General features: G+C 41.0%; 15 protein-coding genes. 8 read left to right on the top strand and 7 right to left on the bottom strand.

Going from position 1 to position 16,525, the window contains the following annotated elements; genetic code table 11:
• Positions 1-155 precede the first annotated feature (155 nt).
• A complete protein-coding gene (gene uvrA / locus SY85_RS08205) occupies positions 156-3,011 on the top strand; it encodes an excinuclease ABC subunit UvrA (protein WP_066403379.1) in 2,856 nt (951 codons plus the stop codon).
• A 73-nt stretch (positions 3,012-3,084) separates the two neighbouring features.
• On the opposite strand, the gene SY85_RS08200 is transcribed toward uvrA, so the two are convergent.
• Positions 3,085-3,501 carry a DUF4293 domain-containing protein gene (locus SY85_RS08200; protein ID WP_066403377.1) on the bottom strand — a complete coding sequence of 139 codons (417 nt, stop codon included), beginning with the start codon at positions 3,499-3,501 and terminating at the stop codon, positions 3,085-3,087.
• Between the two features lie 20 nt (positions 3,502-3,521).
• Positions 3,522-4,808, bottom strand: a complete 1,287-nt coding sequence (locus SY85_RS08195) for a serine hydroxymethyltransferase (RefSeq protein WP_066409500.1) — start codon at positions 4,806-4,808, stop codon at positions 3,522-3,524.
• A 289-nt stretch (positions 4,809-5,097) separates the two neighbouring features.
• On the opposite strand from SY85_RS08195, the gene SY85_RS08190 reads away from it, so the two are divergent.
• The 3 genes from SY85_RS08190 to SY85_RS08180 all read left to right on the top strand — a co-directional run bounded on the left by SY85_RS08190 (position 5,098) and on the right by SY85_RS08180 (position 7,704).
• Positions 5,098-6,090, top strand: a complete 993-nt coding sequence (locus tag SY85_RS08190) for a sugar phosphate nucleotidyltransferase (RefSeq protein WP_066403374.1) — start codon at positions 5,098-5,100, stop codon at positions 6,088-6,090.
• 169 nt (positions 6,091-6,259) lie between these two features.
• On the top strand, positions 6,260-7,243 hold the full coding sequence (locus tag SY85_RS08185; protein WP_066403371.1) for an NAD(P)H-dependent flavin oxidoreductase: 984 nt from the start codon (positions 6,260-6,262) through the stop codon (positions 7,241-7,243).
• Positions 7,244-7,308: 65 nt separating this feature from the next.
• Positions 7,309-7,704 carry a carboxypeptidase-like regulatory domain-containing protein gene (locus SY85_RS08180; RefSeq protein ID WP_066403370.1) on the top strand — a complete coding sequence of 132 codons (396 nt, stop codon included), beginning with the start codon at positions 7,309-7,311 and terminating at the stop codon, positions 7,702-7,704.
• 58 nt (positions 7,705-7,762) lie between these two features.
• Here the strand turns inward: SY85_RS08180 and SY85_RS08175 are convergent, their stop codons facing one another.
• Both SY85_RS08175 and SY85_RS08170 read right to left on the bottom strand, forming a co-directional pair.
• Positions 7,763-8,293 (bottom strand): 2'-5' RNA ligase family protein, encoded by a 531-nt coding sequence (locus SY85_RS08175; RefSeq protein ID WP_158512950.1) that lies wholly within the window; start codon positions 8,291-8,293, stop codon positions 7,763-7,765.
• Between the two features lie 68 nt (positions 8,294-8,361).
• A complete protein-coding gene (locus SY85_RS08170; protein WP_066403363.1) occupies positions 8,362-9,111 on the bottom strand; it encodes a hypothetical protein in 750 nt (249 codons plus the stop codon).
• Positions 9,112-9,155: 44 nt separating this feature from the next.
• Here SY85_RS08170 and SY85_RS08165 point away from each other — a divergent pair, with 44 nt between their 5' ends.
• Positions 9,156-9,443 (top strand): hypothetical protein, encoded by a 288-nt coding sequence (locus tag SY85_RS08165; protein WP_066403361.1) that lies wholly within the window; start codon positions 9,156-9,158, stop codon positions 9,441-9,443.
• Between the two features lie 198 nt (positions 9,444-9,641).
• On the opposite strand, the gene SY85_RS08160 is transcribed toward SY85_RS08165, so the two are convergent.
• Entirely contained in the window at positions 9,642-10,961 is a 1,320-nt protein-coding gene (locus SY85_RS08160; RefSeq protein ID WP_066403359.1) for an ABC transporter permease, read from the bottom strand.
• Between the two features lie 9 nt (positions 10,962-10,970).
• Positions 10,971-11,906, bottom strand: coding sequence for an ABC transporter ATP-binding protein (locus SY85_RS08155; RefSeq protein ID WP_066403357.1), 936 nt, complete (start codon positions 11,904-11,906; stop codon positions 10,971-10,973).
• Positions 11,907-12,053: 147 nt separating this feature from the next.
• Here SY85_RS08155 and SY85_RS08150 point away from each other — a divergent pair, with 147 nt between their 5' ends.
• Positions 12,054-13,046, top strand: coding sequence for a zinc dependent phospholipase C family protein (locus SY85_RS08150; RefSeq protein WP_066403355.1), 993 nt, complete (start codon positions 12,054-12,056; stop codon positions 13,044-13,046).
• Here SY85_RS08150 and SY85_RS08145 read toward each other — a convergent pair.
• Entirely contained in the window at positions 13,025-14,593 is a 1,569-nt protein-coding gene (locus SY85_RS08145; RefSeq protein WP_066403353.1) for an NAD(P)/FAD-dependent oxidoreductase, read from the bottom strand. The two genes, SY85_RS08150 and SY85_RS08145, sit on opposite strands and share 22 nt — an antisense overlap.
• A 176-nt stretch (positions 14,594-14,769) precedes the next feature.
• Here SY85_RS08145 and SY85_RS08140 point away from each other — a divergent pair, with 176 nt between their 5' ends.
• Both SY85_RS08140 and SY85_RS08135 read left to right on the top strand, forming a co-directional pair.
• On the top strand, positions 14,770-15,498 hold the full coding sequence (locus SY85_RS08140; protein ID WP_066403350.1) for a 5'-nucleotidase C-terminal domain-containing protein: 729 nt from the start codon (positions 14,770-14,772) through the stop codon (positions 15,496-15,498).
• Positions 15,488-16,429 (top strand): bifunctional metallophosphatase/5'-nucleotidase, encoded by a 942-nt coding sequence (locus SY85_RS08135; RefSeq protein ID WP_066403348.1) that lies wholly within the window; start codon positions 15,488-15,490, stop codon positions 16,427-16,429. The genes SY85_RS08140 and SY85_RS08135 overlap by 11 nt, the downstream gene beginning before the upstream one ends.
• Positions 16,430-16,525: the final 96 nt, after the last annotated feature.

Raw genomic sequence — 16,525 nt, 5'->3', positions numbered from 1 at the left:
AACGGTATTAATAGATTGTTGTCATAAAAATAGCGGTCTTTTACAACATGAGCAATACCTATCCCCAGAAATATTATATTCTTTTCGCCAAATAAATGTTAACGATAATTCGCTAAAGAACTTAGTAAAGGAGTGTACATTTGCAAGGCATTATTATGAAGACAGCAGTGGATAAACGAAAAACAAAGGCACCAGTCGTTCCTGACGATGTCATTTTTATAAAAGGCGCCAGGGTACATAACCTTAAAAATGTTGATGTATCCTTTCCGCGCAACAAACTGATTGTGGTAACCGGGGTGTCGGGTTCGGGAAAGTCCTCCCTTACCATTGACACATTGTATGCTGAGGGGCAGCGCCGCTATGCAGAGAGCCTGAGTGCATACGTGCGGCAGTTTTTGAACCGCATGGATAAACCAGATGTAGACTACATTAAGGGACTGGCGCCTGCTATTGCCATTGAACAAAAAGTCATTACCCGTACACCGCGTAGTACGGTGGGAAGTATGACTGAGATCTACGACTATCTCCGCCTAATGTATGCCCGCATCGGTCAAACCATATCGCCCATCTCGGGCCGAGTGGTAAAGAAAGATGATGTAAAGGATGTATTGAACGCCATTAAGGTAGTAAAGACCGGCAGTAAGGTGTTTATACTGGCAGCCTTTAAGCAACACCAAAACCGCGATATCCGGGAGGAGTTGAACATCTTAATGCAAAAAGGCTTTACACGTATCTACGTTTCGGCCATGTCGCGCACCCAAAAGGAAAACCCTATTATTGAAAGTACTACTTATCATATAGAGGATCTGCTGCAAAATGCCGATGATTTGAAAACAGCCTTTCAATATCCAGAAAATGTGTATGTGCTGATTGATAGGATTGTGGCCAAGGAGTTTGATGAAGATGATGAACACCGCCTGGGCGACTCTATTGGTACGGCCTTTTACGAAGGCGAAGGTGATGTGTATGTAGAAGTAAATGGCGAGAAGCTCCTTTCGTTCAACAACCGCTTTGAGCTGGATGGTATGCAGTTTGAAGAACCTAGCCCCAACCTGTTTTCCTTTAATAATCCTTATGGAGCTTGCCCTACCTGCGAGGGTTTCTCAATGGTGCTGGGTATTGATGAAGACCTGGTTATCCCTAATAAATTATTGAGTCTGTATGAAGGGGCGGTTGCTCCATGGAAAGGAGAGAAGCTGGGATTGTGGCGCGAACGATTTGTTAAAGCAGCCCGTCGCTTTGATTTCCCTGTACACACACCCATTGCAGATTTAACCCCGCACCAATATAAGACGTTGTGGGATGGTAACCAGTTTGTTGAAGGGATCCACGACTTTTTTAAGGAAGTAGAGCAGAACCTATATAAGGTGCAATACCGTGTATTGTTAAGTCGCTATAGAGGGCGTACTAAGTGCCCGGAGTGCGGTGGCTCACGTTTACGTAAAGAAGCGCTGTATGTAAAAGTAGCAGGTAGGCATATAGGTGAGTTGAGCGATATGCCGGTAAAAGACCTGAAGGTTTGGTTTGACCATGCTGTTACTACACTTTCAGAATATGAAAGAACAGTTGGTAAGCGCGTGATCCTGGAAATAGAACATCGCATCGATACCTTGCTGAAAGTGGGATTGGGTTACTTGACTTTAAATCGTTTGGCCAACACACTAAGTGGTGGTGAGAGCCAACGGATACAACTAACACGTAGCTTGGGTAGCAATCTGACCAACTCGCTCTATATACTGGACGAACCTTCTATTGGTTTGCACTCACGTGATACAGCTAATTTGATCAGTGTATTAAAGGAGTTGCGTGATCTAGGCAATACTGTAATTGTAGTAGAACACGATGAAATGATGATGCGTGAAGCGGACTATATTGTGGATATGGGCCCGCTGGCTTCACATTTGGGAGGAGAGGTAGTAGCGTTTGGTAATTATGATGAGCTGATAGCTAATCCTAAGAGCCTGACCGGTAAATACCTTAAAGGTGAATATTCTATAGACCCGCCCAAGCAGGTACGCAAATGGAAAAACTCTATTGTAGTAGAAGGCGCCCGTCAGCATAACTTAAAGAATGTTACGGTTGAATTTCCACTCAATGTGCTGAGTGTAGTAAGTGGACCAAGCGGTAGTGGTAAAACAACTCTCGTAAAGCATATTCTATATCCTGCTATTCAAAAAATACTGGGTGAGCCGGGAGAGAAAATGGGTTTACATAAAGCTGTGACTGGCGATATTGAATCGCTTACTGCTGTGGAAATGGTAGATCAGAATCCGATTGGTAAATCGTCACGCAGTAATCCTGTGACCTATATTCAGGCTTGGAATCATATACGCGATCTGTTTGCTGCACAGCCTTTAAGTAAGATCCGCGGTTTTCAGGCCAAACACTTCTCCTTTAACGTAGATGGAGGCCGTTGCGACGCATGTAAGGGTGAAGGGGAAAAAATTGTAGAAATGCAGTTCCTAGCGGATGTACACCTGACCTGCGAAGTATGCCATGGACGTAAGTTCAAGGAAGAGGTGCTGGAAGTACAGTACAAAGGCCAGAGTGTATTTGATGTGCTTGAGATGAGTGTGGATGATGCAGTAGCGTTTTTTGCAGACGAGAAGTCGATTGTAAATGCTATCAAGCCGCTGAGCGATGTGGGACTGGGTTATGTGAAGCTGGGGCAGTCGTCTGATACCTTATCGGGTGGGGAGGCGCAGCGGGTAAAACTGGCTTCTTTCCTTGGAAAAGGTAAAGCTGCCGGAAAGATCTTGTTCATCTTTGATGAACCGACTACGGGTCTTCACTTTCATGATATCAAAAAACTCCTGGCTTCATTCAATGCCTTGATTGACCAAGGACACTCTATATTGGTTATTGAACACAATACCGATGTGATCAAAAGTGCAGATTGGGTAATTGATCTAGGGCCAGAGGCCGGTGCAGATGGAGGTAGCCTGGTGTATGCTGGAAAACCTGAAGGATTGAAAAAAGTGAAAGAAAGCCATACGGGGCGTTACTTATAATAGAATTGTTTTGAATAATGGTAAATAAAAAGAGGAGCTCAAGGCTCCTCTTTTTTGTATGTAGCTTTTCTACTTATCGTAATCGATCTAAGCTTTTGATTAGCTTTTGGTCGTGGCGAATACCACGTATAGCCAGGAAAAAGAAAATCAATGCCCCTACATAAAAGATAGCCCATAGAGCAATATTTCCACTATAGAAGTTTTTGATCTCTAAAAAATAGAGTGCCAATAAAGCCAGTGTGATAAAGATGCCAAGGAAACACAAGCGTAATTGCATTTTACGATTCTTAAAAAGAAAGATATTGACAAAGGCTAATCCACCAACCAGTACTGTTAGAATGGTAAACCAAATGGTGGTATTGGCATTCAGGTCAATAGCCGCAGGTGTAGTGTCCTTCATCCAATCGCCGCTATAAATCGGGAAACGAAAGGTGGTTGCATCAAACGCTGCAGCTAACAATAACCATAAACTTTGTTTGCGTTGTATCATAAACGTTTATTTATTCGGCTTTATTGAAAACCTAATTCAGCATATAAAGGGAAGTTACCCATCAATTGATGTACCTCTTTCTGTACCTCGCTAATAGTGGTTTCGTTATCGATATTCATCAACACTTTGTCAATCAGGTTTACCACTTTCTCCATTTCTGCTTCTTTTAAGCCGCGGGTGGTAATAGCAGGAACCCCTACACGAATACCTGAAGTTACAAATGGGCTCTTATCATCATAAGGAACCGCGTTTTTGTTCAAGGTAATGTGTGCTCTATCAAGGGTTTCCTGAGCCTTTTTTCCAGTAATATTTTTATTACGAAGGTCAATCAACATTAAGTGGTTGTCTGTGCCACCGCTGATTATATTATAGCCAAGTTGTACAAACGCAGCAGCCATTGCTTGTGCGTTGTTTTGTATTTGCTTGGCATAGCTGGTAAAGTCTTCAGTCAGAATTTCACCAAAAGCAATCGCTTTTGCAGCGATAACATGCTCCAGCGGGCCACCCTGTGCACCAGGGAATACCGCCATGTCCAATACGTGCGACATCATACGGGTATTGCCCTTAGGATCTTTTAAGCCAAATGGGTTTTCAAAATCTTTACCCATCAATATAACACCACCTCTTGGGCCACGCAGCGTTTTGTGGGTGGTAGAGGTTACAAAATGACAATGTTCAAAAGGAGAATTCAGCAAGCCTTTGGCAATTAGACCGGCAGGGTGGGCTATATCTGCCATTACTAGCGCGCCTACTTCATCTGCCACTTTGCGAATGCGGGCATAATCCCAGTCGCGGCTATAAGCAGAAGCACCGCAAATGATCATTTTAGGTTTCTCACGGCGAGCTACTTCTTCCAGTTGCTCATAGTTTACCAAACCAGTTTCACGATCTACTGTATAAAAATGGGCCTGGTAGTTTTTCCCAGAAAAGTTTACTGGAGAGCCATGTGTTAAGTGGCCGCCCATACTTAGGTCAAGGCCTAGTATCTTGTCGCCAGGCTGTAGGGTAGCTAAGAATACCGCTGTATTAGCTTGTGCGCCACTATGCGGTTGCACATTGGCGTATTCACAACCAAATACTTCTTTAATACGATCAATGGCTAATTGCTCGGTTTGGTCAACAAACTCGCAGCCACCGTAGTAACGGCGGCCAGGATAGCCTTCCGCGTATTTGTTGGTCATTACAGATCCCATAGCCTGCATTACCTGCAGGGAGGTGAAGTTTTCAGAGGCAATCAATTCAATACCATTGCGTTGGCGCTCCAACTCCTTGTAGATAATGTCAAATACTAGTTTATCTCTTACCATAATATTTTGTTTCCTGTTTGTGGTTGCTGGCTTCAGTTCTTTTAGCTGGTAACCCAAACTTGTTCAAAAATATGACGAACAATTTAGGGAGAGATACAATATATTGGATTGTAAACTCCCGTCAATTTTGTGCAAAAATAGGGTTGAGCCTTATAGTAAGTATGACACACGCTATTTTCCTTTAGCAGATTTGCTGTAAATTTGTTGGCTCCTTTTAAAACTATTTAGTTTTTTTGTTCATGATGGCGGTGAGACAGTTGAGTGAAAGCGGCCATCAAAACACACGCGAATGAAAGCAATAATCCCGGTAGCCGGAGCTGGAACTAAACTTAGACCACATACTTATACTCAGCCGAAAGCCCTGATCCCCTTGGCTGGAAAAACTGTTCTTAGCATTATTATCGAACAACTAAAGAACGCGGGTATCAACGAATTCATTTTTGTAGTAGGGTACTTGGGTGAAAAGATCCAGGACTATGTAAAAAAAGAACACCCGTTTCTGCAGTCACATTTTGTTCATCAAAATGACCGCCAGGGGATAGGCCATGCATTAAAGCTTACTCGCGATCTGGTGAAGGGAGATGAGATCTTTGTGGTGCTGGGTGATACCATTACGGAATACCCTATCGATGAAGTGCTGAAGAGTGAATATTCGATGCTGGGCGTAAAGAAGGTGGATGACCCCCGCAGCTTTGGTGTAGCTGAGATAGATGGCGATAATATTGTAAGACATGTAATTGAGAAGCCGCAGATTCCAAAATCCAATATGGCGCTGGTAGGCGTGTATAAGATAAAGGAGAGCAACCTGCTTTTTGAATGTCTAGAAGCTAATATTATGCAGGGCCTTAAAACACATGGTGAGTTTAGTATTACCGACGCTATTGACTGCATGATTAAAAAGGGCGCACAGTTTAAAGCCTTTAAGGTGGAAAGCTGGTTTGATTGTGGTAAGCGTGAAACCTTACTGGAATCAAATGCCACACTGCTAAAAAAGTTTGGTGGAAGTATCATGTCTTCACAGGCTTATGAAAATACAGTTATTATACAGCCCGTGCGAATTGGTAAGGGGTGTGATATCCGGAACTCTATTATTGGGCCTAACGTTACTATTGGAGAGAATACCACCATTGAAGCTTCTATTATCAAAAACTCCATAATAGGATCCTTTTCTAACTTGTTTGATATTGTATTGGACTACTCCATCATTGGTTCCGACACCGGGATACGCGGAGAAACCAGAACATTAAATATCGGCGATAATACAGATATAGACCTAGGATAAAGACTGGCCTCTGGCCCCCGAAGGGGAAACTTAGGTGTAGGTAGGTCTCATCGAATTTAGCTACTCCTTTATCATATAGTCATTATCAGGGCATGTCTAATGCCCAATACCTATATTGCACAAGCAATTGCTTTAACGTCATTTAGTGAACAATTACTCATTTTAAGGCATGTCCGTAACTTATAATACTAACATATCTAAGTTTCCTCTTCGGGGGCCAGGGAACCGTATTACCCAGCTTTTTGGCATTGAATATCCTATTATTCAGGCGGGCATGATCTGGGCGAGTGGCTGGAAGCTGGCCAGTGCGGTCAGCAATGCTGGTGGTCTGGGAATGATCGGGGCCGGCAGCATGTACCCCGATACGCTTCGTGAACATATTCAAAAGTGTAAAGCAGCAACTGATAAACCGTTTTCAGTAAACCTGCCCATGCTCTATCCCGACCTGGAAAAACACATCCAAATAATTATTGAGGAAGGTGTAAAGGTTGTCTTCACATCAGCAGGCAACCCAAAGACTTGGACACAGCATTTTAAAAATCATGGTATTACTGTCGTGCATGTTGTGAGCAGTAGCAAATTTGCCTTGAAAGCTCAAGAAGCAGGTTGCGATGCGGTGGTGGCTGAAGGTTTTGAAGCAGGCGGTCATAACGGAAGAGAAGAAACTACTACAATGGTGTTGGTGCCCGCAGTAAAGAGGGCGGTGACTATCCCCATAATAGCTGCAGGAGGAATTGCTACTGGCCGGCAAATGCTGGCAGCCATGGTGTTGGGTGCGGACGGAGTGCAAGTGGGAAGCCGGTTTGTAGCCAGTGAGGAAGCGTCCTCTCATCCATTGTTTAAACAAGCGATCATTCAGGCAAAGGAAGGTGATACGCAACTGTCAATGAAAAAGCTAACTCCCGTTCGGCTATTGAAGAATAAATTCTTTGAAGCAGTACAAGATGCTGAGAAAAGAGGAGCTAATGAGGAAGAGCTAAAACAGTTGTTAGGAAGGGCGCGGGCCAAACGAGGAATGCATGAAGGCGATATGGATGAAGGAGAGTTAGAAATAGGTCAGGTGAGCGCATTATTGGAAGATATATTGCCTGCTGGCTTAATTGTGAAAAAGTTATGGGCGGAGTTTAACGAAGCTTTGCAAAATCCAATTTAAAAAAATAACTTTACCTCGTTAGTTTGGTAAAGTGTGTCCTGAATAACCGCTCAAGTCACCAACGCATGAAACTTAAATATTTACTGCTTAGCTGTTTTATAACTGTTTTTTCATTTTTTGCCAGTGCAAATACTGGTGAGGAAAATGCTAAAAAAAGCGATGTTATTGGAGGTGTGTTTACGCTTGACTCTAAAAAGCCTTTAAGCAATGTTAGCGTTACTGCATATTCTAATGCCAAGAAGGAAAAGGTAATCTTAACCGACTCGCACGGCAACTACTCCTTTACTGATCTCAAGCCTGGTACTACTTACCGCTTTGTATTTGAGAAAGAAGGATACAAAAAAGTAATTAAGGAAAAATTCATTGCCCGCGTAGATGAAGCGCAGCAATTAAACATCCAGATGGAAGAGCATGCTTCTTTTGATTTCATGCCAGGACCATCACAGTTTTTTGATTTTTAAGGCTACCTTAAATGATATTCAAAAGGATGCTCAAAAAGCATCCTTTTTTTATTACGCTTTAGTCTGCGTTTTGAAAACGGGATAAATGTAAAATATCCCAGCTTCTTCCGTTGTGTCGTAGCGTAGAAAGCCCTGTTCCTGTAAAAGCTGTAGCAAATTCTTTAGATTCAAAATAGGCCCAGGCTTCTGCAAAGGATTTTTTGTAGAGGTCTCTAGTTGCAATAGTGATATGCGGGTGAAAAGGACGTGTGTCAACCTTGGCGCCATAGTCTTGGTGATCAAGGAAAAAATGATCAACTCTTTTTTTGAAGTGTTTTAATTTCTCATCCACATCTACATCAATAAAGATGGTGCGAGGTTTAAATGCTGAAAAATTCTTTGTAGCAATAGGGAATCGTTCTACTCGTAGACATATTTCATCCAACTGGTTTAGTAAGCTTTGCTCTTTTTCACGTTGCATCCAATAGGGAGGAATAATAGTGAGATGAGCTGGTGATTTTAGGCCTACTTTACAATTGTATTTATCCAGCATGTACTGTTTATAGCTTAATACTTCTTTATTTAATTCTTCAGGCAATACTATGGCCATGTAATACATATACATAAATAAAAAAGTCCCGCTGCTGTGCGGGACGGTATGGCAAGTTACGAAACCTTCTAGTCTTCGTCATGTTCATTATTGATATCCAGTCCTTCCTCATTTTTCTTTAAGGTAAGATCTTTGTGTTTGCTTAAAAAGCTACGGTACTTGTTATAAACAGCTTCAGGTTGCTTTTGGCCGTTAATAGTAAGCACTCCATTCTTGTGTTCAATAGTGTACTGCTTTTTATTGATCAATCCGTCTTTTTCTAAACTGCTTTCAAAGTCTTTGTATTCCTTGATTTCTGCCTTTGCTTTTTCTATGTTTACTTTTGCTTTTTTAAGAGACTTCTCAATTTCGGGACGCATATTTTTCATCTGTTCTTCAATCTTGGGAAGCTCTACTTCTTTAATACGTTCAATGTCTTTACGCATTTTCTCCATATCCACTTTAGCCATAGATGTTTCAATATCGGCTCTTAATTTATCTGCATCAAATTGCTTCATAGCCCTATCTATTTCAGCTTTCATTTTTTCAGGGTCAATATCCTTCAATGCTTTATCCAGTTCTGCCTTCATTTTTTCTACCTCAATAGGAGGAATAGAAGGTATAGGCTTTTTCAGTTGAACATCTAATTCTTGCATAGCTCTATCTACTTCTTGCAAGGCTTCATCAAAATCTTTCACTTTTCCATCTCGGTGTTGGGGTATGGTGTCTTTAATGAATGTTTGTTGTTGGCGAGAGGAGGAAGAACGGTTTTGGGCAATGGTTATAAAGCCAGCCAGTATCAAAACGGCTACAATTCCAATAGATGCGTTGCGTTTCATAAACAATGGTTTTATAGTGACGAAATGTTTCGTACAAATATACGATGGCGTTCGTATGTTGGTCAGCCGTTCATCCAATTGTCTTTTATTTAACAAAGGCTACAGATGTGTTTGACGAGTATATGGATTCAAAAAGGGACTATTTAATTATTCCCTATATATCTAGTATTTCTAAATGGCATCATTTTCTTTTAATAAAGCCAGTGAATCAGTTAATGATAAAGATGGGGCAAATGCCAGTTATAGTACCATCCAACTTTACTCAACTCCCTAACATTACGGAGTTGAGTAAAGTTGAGGTAGGTTTTAGCATTGATTTGGGCAGCCTTTAAGCGATAGATATATAAACAGGATTTAAAATATATGTTGCTTAAATTGAACCTTACATAAATTGATTTAATAGAAAATAAAAAATGAACGACTGTAGATCACTAGCCATTATCTAGGTCATTCTTTACAGGTTGCCAAATTGACAATACAAAAAAGTCCTGCGCGGAGGCAGGACTTCAGTTTGATAAATCAATAATTTATTATCGTGTGATCCACTTAGCCATTTCTTTTAGGGTTGGCTTTTTACCATATAATAAAATACCGGTGCGGTAGATCTTGGCGCTAAGCCAAGTGGTAAATAAGAAGCCTAACACTAATAGAAGCATTGAAGTTCCCAATTGCCAGTAGGGTACTGTATCTGGCACACCAAATGGTATACGGGCCATCATTACAATGGGCGAGAAGAAAGGAATAAGACTAGACCATGTAGCCAGCGAGCCCCCGGGATCATTGATGGCATTAATCATAATGATAATGCCTAAGATTACAGGTAACGTTATGGGGAACATAAGGCTTTGAGCATCTTGGGGATCTTCATTTACTGCACTGCCAATTGCTGCAAACAAGGAAGCATAGAAAAGATAGCCTCCAATGAAATAAAAGATAAAGCAACTGATAACTAATCCCCAGTTAATGGTATTAAGTGCTACTTGGGCTTGCGCAAGGTTACGTAGAGCTTCAGTGCCTTGTTGGCTTTGCCCTGGAATTTGTTCGCTGGCTTGTTGGGCTTGTTGTAACACTTCTGGTGGAATCATAGATGTTAGTACAGAGCTCAATACACCAATTAGTACAATCCATATTAAAAATTGGGTAATACCTACAGCTCCAATACCTATGATTTTACCCAACATTAGTTGGAATGGACGAACCGATGATACCATCACTTCAGCAATGCGATTGGTTTTTTCTTCAGTAACACCACGCATTACCATGGTTCCATAAATCAATAAAGTAATGTAGATCAGGAAAGCCGTTACATAACCAATGCTTCTGGCTACCTCAAAACTGCTGTTTTGTAAGCCGGATTCTCCTTTTTTACTGGTATTGATGCTTACGCTTTCTGCCCTGGTTTTAATCGAGTCAATACGTTTGGGATCGATCTTTAACTCCTGGCTGATCAAATTATTTTCTAAAGCACGGCTTATATCTTTTTCAATCTTACTATTTGCTGCAGCATTCAAACTTTTTTCAGTAATCAGCCTGAAGTTCGACGTTTGGTTGATGCTGGTGTGTGGTGCAAATAGTACAGCCGAATATCCTCTTTTGACAAAGTTGCCAGTGTCTACATCATTAGCAAAAGAGTAGGTGATAGTTTTGCTACTTTCTAAGCTGGATTTTAAATAACCGGCAGGGTCAACTACCGCCACTTTCTCATGCGACATGTTTCGGACAGTCATGAAAATGACAAACGCCATAAAGCCCACAAACAATAGTGGGGTAAGAATTGTCGTGAGTAAGAATGTTTTTTTACGAACACGGGTAATGTATTCTCTTTTTATAATGATCCAAATCTTGTTCATGTGTATATATTATGCGGTAACGTTTTGAAATTGACGGCTAGCTGGCGTGCCTTCTACCAGTTGAATAAAGATCTCATTCAATGAAGGCAGTATCTCACTGAAGGAAGTGATTGGCGTATTGCCTTGCAAATAAAAGCGCAATACATCGTTGGGCGTGTATCCGTCGTTGATCTTTACAATTAATGATTGATCATTGTTTTCTTTTACCACTTCAAATGCTTGGTTGGTATTAATAGCAGGTAGTGCTTCAAAGCCAATGCGGAAAAGATTTTTCTTGAACCGCTGCTTTACACCTTTTACTGTGCCATCTAATATTTTCTGGCCTTTGTTCACTAATGCTATATGATCGCAAATTTCTTCCACCTGTTCCATGCGGTGAGTACTAAAGATGACTGTAGAACCAGATTTTGCCAATTGGAAGATTTCTTCTTTAATAACATTGCTGTTTACAGGATCTAAACCACTAAAAGGTTCATCCAGTATAATCAGTTTTGGGCGATGTAGCACTGTAGTAACAAACTGTAGCTTTTGCGACATACCTTTTGAAAGGTCTTCTACTTTTTTATTCCACCAGCTTTGCATTTCCAACTTAACAAACCATTCCTTAATAAGCTGTAAGGCTTGGTCTTTACTTAAGCCTTTGAGCTGAGCCAGATAAAGGGCTTGTTCACCAATTTTCATTTTTTTATACAAACCTCTTTCCTCAGGCATGTATCCAATATGTTGAATATCTTTTTCTGGGTTGAACGGTTTGCCATCAAAAAGAATCTGGCCATCATCAGGATAGAAAATACCGGTTATCATGCGGAGCAATGTCGTTTTTCCAGCTCCGTTAGGGCCTAGCAGTCCAAAGATTTGACCGGGCTCAATCGAGAAGGAAATGTCGTCTACCGCTTTTTGGGTAGCATAATATTTCTTAAGGTTACGTAACTCTAGTAATGGCATGGTGCAGTGTTTGTTTGACAAATTATAGGCTCAAGGTACATATTTTTGAAATTCTTGATGAGTGGTGGATTCCGAGTATTGTAACAATGAAATTTATAGTTCAGTTTCGTTTGTTTTTGAGACTTTTGCAAAAAAAATAAAGTAACTATGAAACAGCGGATAGTGTGGATAGTTGGTCTGTTTGTTCTAATTGGATTGAGTAGCTGGGGTTTTCTAATGCACCGTACCATCCATCAATTAGCGGTTTATGAATTGCCGAAAGACATGCAGCCCTTTTTCTATAAAAACCTGGACTATATTGTTAAAAACGCTCCTCGTCCAGATGAGCGAAGAACAAAAGATAGTACCGAAGCTTCAAAACACTTTATTGATTTTGAAGCTTATGGTGATTCGGCTGCCTGGAAAATGCCACTTACATGGAATGAAGCGGTAGCTAAATATTCTAAGGATACATTGTTCGAGTATGGTTATGTGCCTTATGTGATAATGAGTGTGAAAGAGCAGTTGACAAATGCCTTCCGGCAGAAGAATAAAGACAGTATACTGTTTTACGCTACAGACCTAGGACATTATATTGAAGATGCGCATGTGCCATTGCATACTACTATTAATTATGATGGGCAAATGACTGGGCAGAAAGGATTGCATAGTTTATGGGAAAGTGTGGTGCCGGAAATTGAAATTAACACTTACAATCTAAGCAGTCGCCATAAAGCCAAATACTTAAAGCGTCCAGAGCAGGCTGTTTGGGAGGCGCTACGTCACGCACATCAATTGGTGCCTGATGTCTTTCGCTTAGAAAAGGAAACATCTAAAGACTTTGTAGACAGCACAAAGTTTCGTACACAAATACGTAGAGGCCGTGAGGTGAAAAGTTACTCTTCTGACTTCGCAAGAGCTTATAGTAGTCGTTTAGGCAGTACCGTAACTGATCAGGCAATTCGATCGGCTAACTTATTCTCTGACTTTTTGTATACCAGTTGGGTTGATGCTGGAAAGCCAGATTTAACTCCGTTGTTAACCAGCAGTATGACAGACCAGGACAAGAAAGCATTAAAGCAACAAATGAAATGGTTTAAGAAAAACCAGTTGCAAGAAAATAAGGCTTTGATTAGTCGTCAAAGTAAGGATAGTGAATAAGTTGCTATTGCTTCGGCAACCTTTTCGCCATCCATAGCAGCACTAACAATACCTCCAGCATACCCTGCACCTTCCGCACAAGGATACAAATTGGTAACCTGCGGATGTTGCAGGGTTTCTTTATGTCGGGGTATCCGTATAGGCGACGATGTCCGGCTTTCGGTTGCAACCACAACGGCTTCGTTGGTAAAGTAGCCTTTCATCTTTTTCCCAAATTCTTTGAAGCCGGTTTGAAGTGCCTTGTGTACATGGGTAGGAAGAACCTTGCGCAAATCTGCAGCATGAATGCCTGGCAAGTAGCTGCAATCAGGGAGATCAGATGAGACTTTATTTTTAAAGAAGTCTTCCATGCGTTGTGCAGGAGCAACAAGTTTACCGCCCCCAACATTAAAGGCTTTATGTTCCACGGCTTGCTGATAGAGCATGCCAGCTAAGGGACCATGTTTTTTAAATGACTGTATATCTTTCTCTTCAATATTTACAACAATACCACTGTTAGCATATGGGTTGTTGCGTTTGGAGGGCGACCAACCATTAACCACGACCTCACCAGCAGCAGTTGCAGCTGGGGCTATAATGCCGCCGGGGCACATACAAAAAGAAAAAACACCCTTACCATCCACTTGTTGCACTAAGCTATATGCAGCAGGTGGCAGGTGTTCGCTACGTATATCGCAATGATATTGAGCCGTGTCAATAATGTGCTGTGGATGCTCTACCCGCACACCTAATGCAAAGGGTTTAAACTCTATTTGTAATTTCTTGTTGTGGAGTAATTCAAATATATCGCGTGCAGAATGACCTGTTGCTAATAATACGGCTTTGGCAGGTATGCTATCACCATCGGCAGTTGTAACTGAGGTGATGTGACCCTTTTCAACAGTAAAATCAGTTAGCTTTTTATCAAAACGTACTTCGCCGCCACATTCAATAATTTTTTCCCGCATAGCGGTAATAATATGCGGCAACTTGTTAGTGCCAATATGGGGATGTGCTTCATATAAGATGCGTTCATCAGCCCCAAAGTGTACTAGAATATTCAAAATGCGTTGTACATCGCCTCTTTTAGTGCTGCGTGTATAAAGCTTACCATCGCTATAGGTGCCGGCGCCTCCTTCTCCAAAACAGTAGTTACTCTCTGGATTCACAACACCTTCTTTGTTCATAGCTGCCAGGTCGCGTCGGCGGGCTCTTACATCTTTCCCTCGTTCTAGTAATATGGGCTTAACACCTAATTCAATCAAGTGTATAGCTGCAAATAAGCCGGCAGGGCCAGCACCCACCACCACTACGGTGTGTTCGGCTTGACTAACATCATGTAGTAGTAAGGGAGGGAGAGTAGTTTGTTTAAACGGTTCATCAATGAATACGTTTAGTGTAAGGTGGAACCAGGCCTGTCGGCTACGTGCATCGAGTGATTTTTTTAAAATAGTATAGCCGGTTACGCGTTCAGGCTTTACAGCACAGTTTTGTGCAATTACTTGTTTAACCGAATTTTCACTAGCTGCTTCTGATGGCAGTACTTTAATTGTAATTTTCTGTTGCATGTCAGGTAGTTATCCTGAAAAATGGATGATGCAAAGGTGTTACAAAAGGATTTATCTGCCATCACAAAAGTTTTAAATTTCAATTAAAGAATGAAAAGAGTGATTTTAGCAGGCACCACCTAATTTTGGCCCAGAATTTCAAACACATGCGCACTTTTAGAAAACAAATACAGAGTATGCCCATCGCTCTACTGCTCTGTTTCTTAGCTTCTTGTAATACATTATTTCTACCTACTAAAACAGAGTATAAGGATTATCGGATAACAGCCGAAGTGCCTAAGGATTCAGGCATGCTGCAGTTGATGCAGCCCTATAGAGATAGTGTGGAAAGAGGGATGAATCAGGTAATTGGTGTTGCTGAAAAGACTTTAGATAAAAAAATGCCAGAAGGTAGCTTGAATAATTTTATGGCTGATGCTATGTATGTAATGGCTAAAGAAAAATATGGCGTGGCTGTAGATGCAGCTTTTGTTAATTATGGAGGTATTCGTATTAATCAGTTGGCAGCTGGTCCTGTAACTCGTGGTAAAGTGTTTGAAATAATGCCATTTGACAATTTATTGATTCTGCAAAAAGTAAAAGGCGATGTGTTGCAGCAATTCCTGGATTTAACGGCTGCACATGGTGGCTGGCCAGTAGCTGGACTTACTATGCAGATACAAAATAAAAAAGCTGTAAATGTGAAGGTAGGAGGGGTGCCGCTTGATTTAAATAAAACATACATCATCGCTAATTCTGATTATGTGGCAAACGGTGGTGATAATGCTGCTATGCTAAAGCCTATTCCGCAGCAAACAAATGGCTATTTAATGCGTGATGCAATCTTTGACTATATCAAAGTATTGAAATCTCAAGGAAAAAATATTTCTGCAACCGAAGACAATCGTGTATCCAATGCTCAATAGAAGAAAGTTTTTAACACAATCAGCACTTACAACTGGAGCTTTTCTGGTAGGTTCTAAACTGACACATGCAGCATCTTATTTTGAAGCGCCGCATAAGTTAACGATCCTTCATACAAATGATACACACAGTCGCATAGATCCTTTCCCTATGGATGGGAGTCGTAATCAAGGATTAGGAGGGGTGGCAGCTCGCGCACAACTCATAAAGCAGATCCGAAAGCAGGAAGAGCACGTGTTATTATTAGACGCTGGTGATATTTTTCAGGGCACTCCTTATTTTAATATATATAAAGGGGAGCCGGAGATCAAAGCCATGACTTCTATGGGTTATGATGCCACAACGATTGGTAATCATGACTTTGACGCAGGGTTAGGGAACTTGGCCTTGCAGTTAGAGCGGCATGCCTCTTTTCCGTTGATTATCAGTAACTATGATTTTGCCAATACGCCTATGGAAGGACGTTCTCAACCTTACAAGATTTTTAAGAAAGGAGGGTTGAGGATTGGTATCTTAGGAGTGGGTATTGCAATGGATGGATTGGTGCCCGCCAATTTGTTTGGTAATACAAAATATTTAGATCCCATTCAGCAGGCAAATAGATATAGCGCAGAATTAAAACAAAAAGGTTGTGATCTGATTATTTGTTTGTCACATCTAGGTTATGAGTATAAAGAAGATCAGAATAAAATGTGTGACAAGGTGTTGGCAAAAGAGTCGGAAAATATTGACTTAATCATTGGAGGTCATACACATACGTTCCTGGATGCACCTGTAGTCATAAAGAATAAAAAGGGGGATGATGTATTGATCAATCAAGTCGGATTTGCGGGTATACAACTGGGTAGGTTGGATTTTATTTTTGAAAAATCTAGCAAGAAAAAAATGATTTCAGCGCAATCCATATTAGTTACACAAAAAACTGAGATATAAAAATTTTTTTTCTCGAACTTCCTTTAGATATTCGTTGTCCTATCCAAATTTATTTATACACATCTTGTGAAAAACTAACTGTTCATTAATTCAATA

The organism is Flavisolibacter tropicus, from assembly GCF_001644645.1.
GTDB classification, from domain to species: Bacteria; Bacteroidota; Bacteroidia; order Chitinophagales; family Chitinophagaceae; genus Flavisolibacter; species Flavisolibacter tropicus.
The sequence above is the reverse complement of the archived record's forward strand: the minus strand, read 5'-3'. Positions and strand labels throughout refer to the sequence as shown.

Excerpts from the sequence above, each read along its gene's own strand:
- SY85_RS08155 (WP_066403357.1), bottom strand. The coding sequence starts at position 11,906 with ATGCCATTACTAGAGTTACGTAACCTTAAGAAATATTATGCTACCCAA.
- SY85_RS08140 (WP_066403350.1), top strand. The coding sequence starts at position 14,770 with ATGCCCATCGCTCTACTGCTCTGTTTCTTAGCTTCTTGTAATACATTA.
- SY85_RS08160 (WP_066403359.1), bottom strand. The coding sequence starts at position 10,961 with ATGAACAAGATTTGGATCATTATAAAAAGAGAATACATTACCCGTGTT.
- uvrA (WP_066403379.1), top strand. The coding sequence starts at position 156 with ATGAAGACAGCAGTGGATAAACGAAAAACAAAGGCACCAGTCGTTCCT.
- SY85_RS08200 (WP_066403377.1), bottom strand. The coding sequence starts at position 3,501 with ATGATACAACGCAAACAAAGTTTATGGTTATTGTTAGCTGCAGCGTTT.
- SY85_RS08175 (WP_158512950.1), bottom strand. The coding sequence starts at position 8,293 with ATGGCCATAGTATTGCCTGAAGAATTAAATAAAGAAGTATTAAGCTAT.
- SY85_RS08190 (WP_066403374.1), top strand. The coding sequence starts at position 5,098 with ATGAAAGCAATAATCCCGGTAGCCGGAGCTGGAACTAAACTTAGACCA.
- SY85_RS08150 (WP_066403355.1), top strand. The coding sequence starts at position 12,054 with ATGAAACAGCGGATAGTGTGGATAGTTGGTCTGTTTGTTCTAATTGGA.
- SY85_RS08145 (WP_066403353.1), bottom strand. The coding sequence starts at position 14,593 with ATGCAACAGAAAATTACAATTAAAGTACTGCCATCAGAAGCAGCTAGT.
- SY85_RS08165 (WP_066403361.1), top strand. The coding sequence starts at position 9,156 with ATGGCGTTCGTATGTTGGTCAGCCGTTCATCCAATTGTCTTTTATTTA.
- SY85_RS08195 (WP_066409500.1), bottom strand. The coding sequence starts at position 4,808 with ATGGTAAGAGATAAACTAGTATTTGACATTATCTACAAGGAGTTGGAG.
- SY85_RS08135 (WP_066403348.1), top strand. The coding sequence starts at position 15,488 with ATGCTCAATAGAAGAAAGTTTTTAACACAATCAGCACTTACAACTGGA.
- SY85_RS08185 (WP_066403371.1), top strand. The coding sequence starts at position 6,260 with ATGTCCGTAACTTATAATACTAACATATCTAAGTTTCCTCTTCGGGGG.
- SY85_RS08170 (WP_066403363.1), bottom strand. The coding sequence starts at position 9,111 with ATGAAACGCAACGCATCTATTGGAATTGTAGCCGTTTTGATACTGGCT.
- SY85_RS08180 (WP_066403370.1), top strand. The coding sequence starts at position 7,309 with ATGAAACTTAAATATTTACTGCTTAGCTGTTTTATAACTGTTTTTTCA.